Annotated in this window: 5 protein-coding genes; all 5 read right to left on the minus strand. The window is 67.1% G+C overall.

All coding sequences use genetic code 11. The annotated features are described in order from the left end of the window. Positions 1–43: 43 nt before the first annotated feature. The 5 genes from LL06_RS26995 to LL06_RS19310 all read right to left on the minus strand — a co-directional run bounded on the left by LL06_RS26995 (position 44) and on the right by LL06_RS19310 (position 4,624). Positions 44–148 carry a DUF2474 family protein gene (locus LL06_RS26995; RefSeq protein ID WP_081964079.1) on the minus strand — a complete coding sequence of 35 codons (105 nt, stop codon included), beginning with the start codon at positions 146–148 and terminating at the stop codon, positions 44–46. Continuing rightward, positions 148–1,152, minus strand: a complete 1,005-nt coding sequence (gene cydB, locus LL06_RS19295; RefSeq protein ID WP_035530604.1) for a cytochrome d ubiquinol oxidase subunit II — start codon at positions 1,150–1,152, stop codon at positions 148–150. The genes LL06_RS26995 and cydB overlap by 1 nt, the downstream gene beginning before the upstream one ends. Further along, positions 1,153–2,574, minus strand: coding sequence for a cytochrome ubiquinol oxidase subunit I (locus tag LL06_RS19300; protein WP_035530608.1), 1,422 nt, complete (start codon positions 2,572–2,574; stop codon positions 1,153–1,155). Between the two features lie 385 nt (positions 2,575–2,959). Further along, positions 2,960–3,334 (minus strand): DUF6481 family protein, encoded by a 375-nt coding sequence (locus LL06_RS19305; RefSeq protein WP_035530610.1) that lies wholly within the window; start codon positions 3,332–3,334, stop codon positions 2,960–2,962. A gap of 159 nt (positions 3,335–3,493) precedes the next feature. After that, positions 3,494–4,624: a helix-turn-helix transcriptional regulator gene (locus LL06_RS19310; protein ID WP_152599680.1), complete on the minus strand. Its 1,131-nt coding sequence runs from the start codon at positions 4,622–4,624 to the stop codon at positions 3,494–3,496. Positions 4,625–4,746: the final 122 nt, after the last annotated feature.

A 4,746-nucleotide genomic window follows, 5' to 3' on the forward strand; every position in this document is an offset into this window, starting at 1 on the left:
CGCTTCTCCGACCTCCCCTCAAGGGGGAGGTGAAGTGCCCCCCTCACAAAATCACCAGCCGCAGCCCATAGGCCACCACGCCGAGCGCCGCCACGCCGGCGAGCCAGAGGCCCACGAACCACGCCAGCCGGCGGGCGATGGGCGGCATCAGTGGTAACCCTCGTCGGGGTTCAGCTTGCCGCGGAAGACGTAATAGGCATAGGCCGTGTAGGCGAGGATCAGCGGCATCAGGACGAGGAATCCCACCAGCGTGAACCACAGGCTGCTCTCGGGCGCAGCGGTCTCGGCGATGGTGAGGTAGGGCGGCACGATGAAGGGGTAGAAGCTGATGCCGATGCCGGCGAAGCAGAGGCCGAACAGGCCCAGCGAAGCCAGGAACGGGGCGCGGTCGCGGCCGCCCGCGAGGCCCGCGAACAGCGCCCAGGCAAGGGCCGCCACCAGCGCCGGTACGGCAAACGAGAAGATCGCCGTCGGCCAGGCGAACCAGCGTTCGAAATAGAGCGGCTCCTGGAATGGCGTCCACAGGCTCACCAGCCCGATCAGCGCCAGCGTGGCGATGCCGAGGAGTTTGGCGCGCGCCCGCATCCGGTCGTGCATGCCGCCCTCGGTCTTCATCACCAGCCAGGTGGCGCCGAGCAGCGCATAGCCGATGGCGACGGCAGCACCCGTGAGAACCGAGAACGGGGTGAGCCAGTCCCACCAGCCGCCGGCATAGGCGCGGCCCTCGACCTCGATGCCCTGCACCAGCGCGCCGAGCGCGATGCCCTGCATCAGCGCGGCCACCAGCGAGCCGCCGAAGAAGGCCATGTCCCAGACCGCCTTCCAGCGCCGCGTGCGCCAGCGGTACTCGAAGGCCACGCCGCGGAACACCAGCGCCAGCAGCATGGCGATGATCGGCACGTAGAGCGCCGGCAGCACGGTGGCGTAGGCGAGCGGGAACACCGCGAACAGGCCGCCGCCGCCCAGCACCAGCCAGGTCTCGTTGCCGTCCCAGACCGGCGCCACCGAATTCATCATCAGCGAGCGGTTCTCCTCCTCGGGCTCGACGGCAAACAGCATGCCGACGCCAAGATCGAAGCCGTCGAGCACGACATAGACCAGCACTGCAAACGCGATGATGCCGGCCCAGATGAAGGGAAGGTCGATGTCCATCTAGCGCTCCCTGGTTCCGGTTTCGCCCGGCGCGTGCTCCATCGCCGGACCGGGTGCTACGCCCGCGGTGCGGATCGGCCCGTCGACGATATCCGGCTCGTCGATCGCCGGCGGCCGGTGCATAAGCCGCAGGATATAGAAGGTGCCGGCGCCGAAGACGAAGAAATAGACCACGACGAAGGCGGTGAACGACGCGCCCACCGCGGGGGCCGCGATCGGCGCCAGCGACTCGGACGTGCGAAGCAGGCCGTAGACGGTGAAGGGCTGCCGGCCCACCTCGGTGGTGATCCAGCCGGCCAGCACGGCGACGAAGCCCGTCGGACCCATCAGCAGGGCGCCGCGGTGCAGCCAGGAATCCTCGTAGAGCCGGCCGCGAAACCGCTGCACCAGGCTCCACAGGCCGATCCCCAGCATGGCGAAGCCCAGGCCCACCATGATGCGGAAGCTCCAGAACACGATCGCCACCGGCGGCTGGTCGGCCTCAGGCACGGTGTCGAGGCCGGGCATCGGCGCGTTGAGATCGTGCTTGAGGATCAGGCTGCCGAGTTTGGGGATCTGCAGCGCATAATCGATGCGCTTCTCCGCCTCGTTGGGGAGGCCGAACAGGATCAGCGGCGCGCCCTCGGGATGACTCTCGAAATGGCCCTCCATCGCCATGATCTTGACCGGCTGGTGCTCGAGCGTGTTGAGCCCGTGGAGGTCGCCGGCGACAATCTGGATCGGCGTCACCAGCGCCGCCATCCACATCGCCATCGAGAACATGGTGCGCACCGCCGGGGTGGCGCGGCCCTTGAGCAGGTGCCAGGCGCCGACGCCGCCCACCACGAAGGCCGTGGTCAGGTAGGCAGCCAGCACCATGTGCACCAGCCGGTAGGGAAAGGACGGGTTGAAGATGATCGCCCACCAGTCCTCGGGCACAAACTGGCCGGCCTCGTTGATCCCGTAGCCGGCGGGCGTCTGCATCCAGGAATTGACCGAAAGGATCCAGGTGGCCGAGGCCAGCGTGCCGAGCGCGACCATGGCGGTGGCAAACATATGCAGCCCCGGCCCGACCTTTTTGCGCCCGAACAGCATGATGCCGAGAAAACCGGCCTCGAGGAAGAAGGCCGAGAGCACCTCATAGGCCATCAGCGGCCCCAGCACCGGCCCGGTCTTGTCGGCGTAGACGCTCCAGTTGGTGCCGATCTGGTAGGACATGACGATGCCCGAGACCACGCCCATGCCGAAGCCGATGGCGAAGATCTTCTTCCAGTAATCGAACAGGTTGAGATAGGACCGGTCGCCGCTCGCGAGATAGGCGCCGTTGAGCACGGCGAGGAAACTCGCAAGCCCGATCGAGAAGGCCGGAAAGATGATGTGGAAGGAGATCGTGAAGGCGAACTGCGCCCGCGCAAGGATCTCCGCCGTCAGTCCATAGCTCATGCCGTTTCCCTAACAGTGTCGTCAGGAATGCAACATAGGCCGCCCGACCTCTCCCGGCCAGTAGAGGCAGGGTGACATAGGGGCGCAGGTGGGACAAGCCTTGGGGGAGAGGCGATACTCGTCTCTGTCGCGCCGGAGCTGGTCCGGCATGACGCGCATTGGAGTTGTCGGTTCGTGCGAGGGTCGGGCGGAACGTGCGACACTCTTGCCTCCCCCTTGAGGGGAGGCAGGCGATTGACCGCCCGGAGGGCGGGCAGAGCCGGTGGGGGTACCGCAGTCGCCGTACACTCCGCAACTCGCGGATGGCCCATCACCCCCACCCGGATCAGCTTCGCTACCGCTCGCTTCTCCGACCTCCCCTCAAGGGGGAGGTAAAAGGAAAGCTCTAGCGCGCCTTGCGGGCGGCGTAGCGCTTGTCGCGCTTTTCCTTCATCGCGGCCATGTCGGCGACGGCCCGTTCGGCGCGGGCCTTGTCGTCGGCCTCGCGGGCGAGCCGGTCGGCATGCTCGGCCGCATAGGCGGCCTCGGCGTCGGCGGCGGCCTTCACGGCCTGGCGCTCCTGCTCCTCGGCCTTCAGCCGCTCGCGCTCGGCGCGGCGTTCCTCGCGCGCGGCGGCCACGGCCTCGCGCTCGGCGCGCTTGGCGATCATTTCCGGATCATCCGCCTTCGGCGCCGCCTTCATTTTCTCCAGAAGCTTCTGCTTGGCTTCCATGGCATCCTGACGGCGGTCGGTGAAGGTGGTGCGTACTTGCTTTTTCAAACTGAAGTCGTCCTTGTTGGGATCAATGCCAGTGCGGCACGCCGCCAATCGCGGCGATCCAATCTGTATGTGACTGTCCGGCGGCGTTTGCACAACCCTTGCCGCGCAATTTAAACCGCCGGACCGCGCCCGGTCTGCCTGACCGGGCGCAGCCGCACCCTAGGCGAGGCTGACGAAGCAGAAGCGCTCGAGCCGCGAAATCAGCGCCTTCTGGCTCGACACGCCGCATTTCATCATCGCCGCTTTCAACTGCTTGCGCACCGTATCCTTGGCGATCTGGTTTTCCGCGGCCAGTTCCTCGAGCGGGCGTCCGGCCACCACCGCGGCGACCGCCCGGCCTTCCGCGGCCGTGACGCCGAAGAGACGGCAGAACCGCTCGATCTCCCGTGGTCCGATGACCAGCGCTTCCGACAGCGGCTCAAGCATGACGATGACGGCCGCGGCCTGTCCGACCGGCAGGCTCGCGACAATCGGATCGGCCGCGATCAGCCGGACGCTGAACTGCGCCCGGCTTGCCGGGTGATCGGCAAGGAATTCGCCGAAATTCTCCCCCGGGCAGGCCGCGAGGCGGCCGAGCCAGTGCTGCAACAGCGCATCGGAGGCGCGGTCTGCAAAGCGCAGCCGTCCGTTTCTCACCCGCATCAGGCCCGTGCGCAGGCAGTCTTCCGCCCGGCCATTGGCGAATATCACGCCCCTGTCGGAATTGAGGATCAGAACCGCCTTGCCGGCATGCGCCCAGAGATCGCCGAGCGCGCCTCGCTGCACCTGGAGCTCGCGATTGGCGAGGGAGAACCTGAGCGCATGACGCAGGTCGGGCAGAATCCGGGAGATGCGTTCGAGCTGGTCGGGTTCGAACGGGACGGCGTCGTCGCGCGGCGCCACGCCCAGGCCCATGTAGAGCGGACCGGCCGTCAGATTGGTCAGCACCATGTTGCGCATCCCGCCGGTGGCGAGAACCTCGTTGTAGACCACGTCCGTGCGCTTTTCCTCGTCGCTGAGAACATGCTGCTCGAGCAGCACTTTGTTCACCGGCGCCTCGGCCACACGCGGGACCCTGCGGTCGACGGTGATGTACTCACCGATATAGGAGGCGTAGGCGTCGTCGTTGCCGCGGACGAAATGCTCGATCACCGGGCGCGTCCCCGGCCGGTCGAGAACGATCAGATTGACCGACGAGCCGCCGACATGATCCGACAGCGCAATCAGGCTTTCGGTCCACAGCTCGGGAGCCAGCGCGGCCTCGAACAGGCCGTCGACAACGGCCCGTTCCGATGATGTCCGACCCGTCACCGGGCCAGGCCCGATGGGAAATCGGCCCGAACGCCGCTGGCCTTCCAGCAAGGCCGGACCATCCTGTGGCGGTGAGGTTTCATGAGGCCCCCCAAGTCTCAGAGGCCCCAGCATAGCCGCCC

This window comes from Hoeflea sp. BAL378 (assembly GCF_000759435.1).
In the GTDB taxonomy this organism is placed as follows: Bacteria; Pseudomonadota; Alphaproteobacteria; order Rhizobiales; family Rhizobiaceae; genus Hoeflea.

Bases quoted from the DNA above. Each gene is read 5' to 3' on its own strand.
- LL06_RS26995 (WP_081964079.1), bottom strand. From the start codon at position 148: ATGCCGCCCATCGCCCGCCGGCTGGCGTGGTTCGTGGGCCTCTGGCTC.
- cydB (WP_035530604.1), bottom strand. From the start codon at position 1,152: ATGGACATCGACCTTCCCTTCATCTGGGCCGGCATCATCGCGTTTGCA.
- LL06_RS19300 (WP_035530608.1), bottom strand. From the start codon at position 2,574: ATGAGCTATGGACTGACGGCGGAGATCCTTGCGCGGGCGCAGTTCGCC.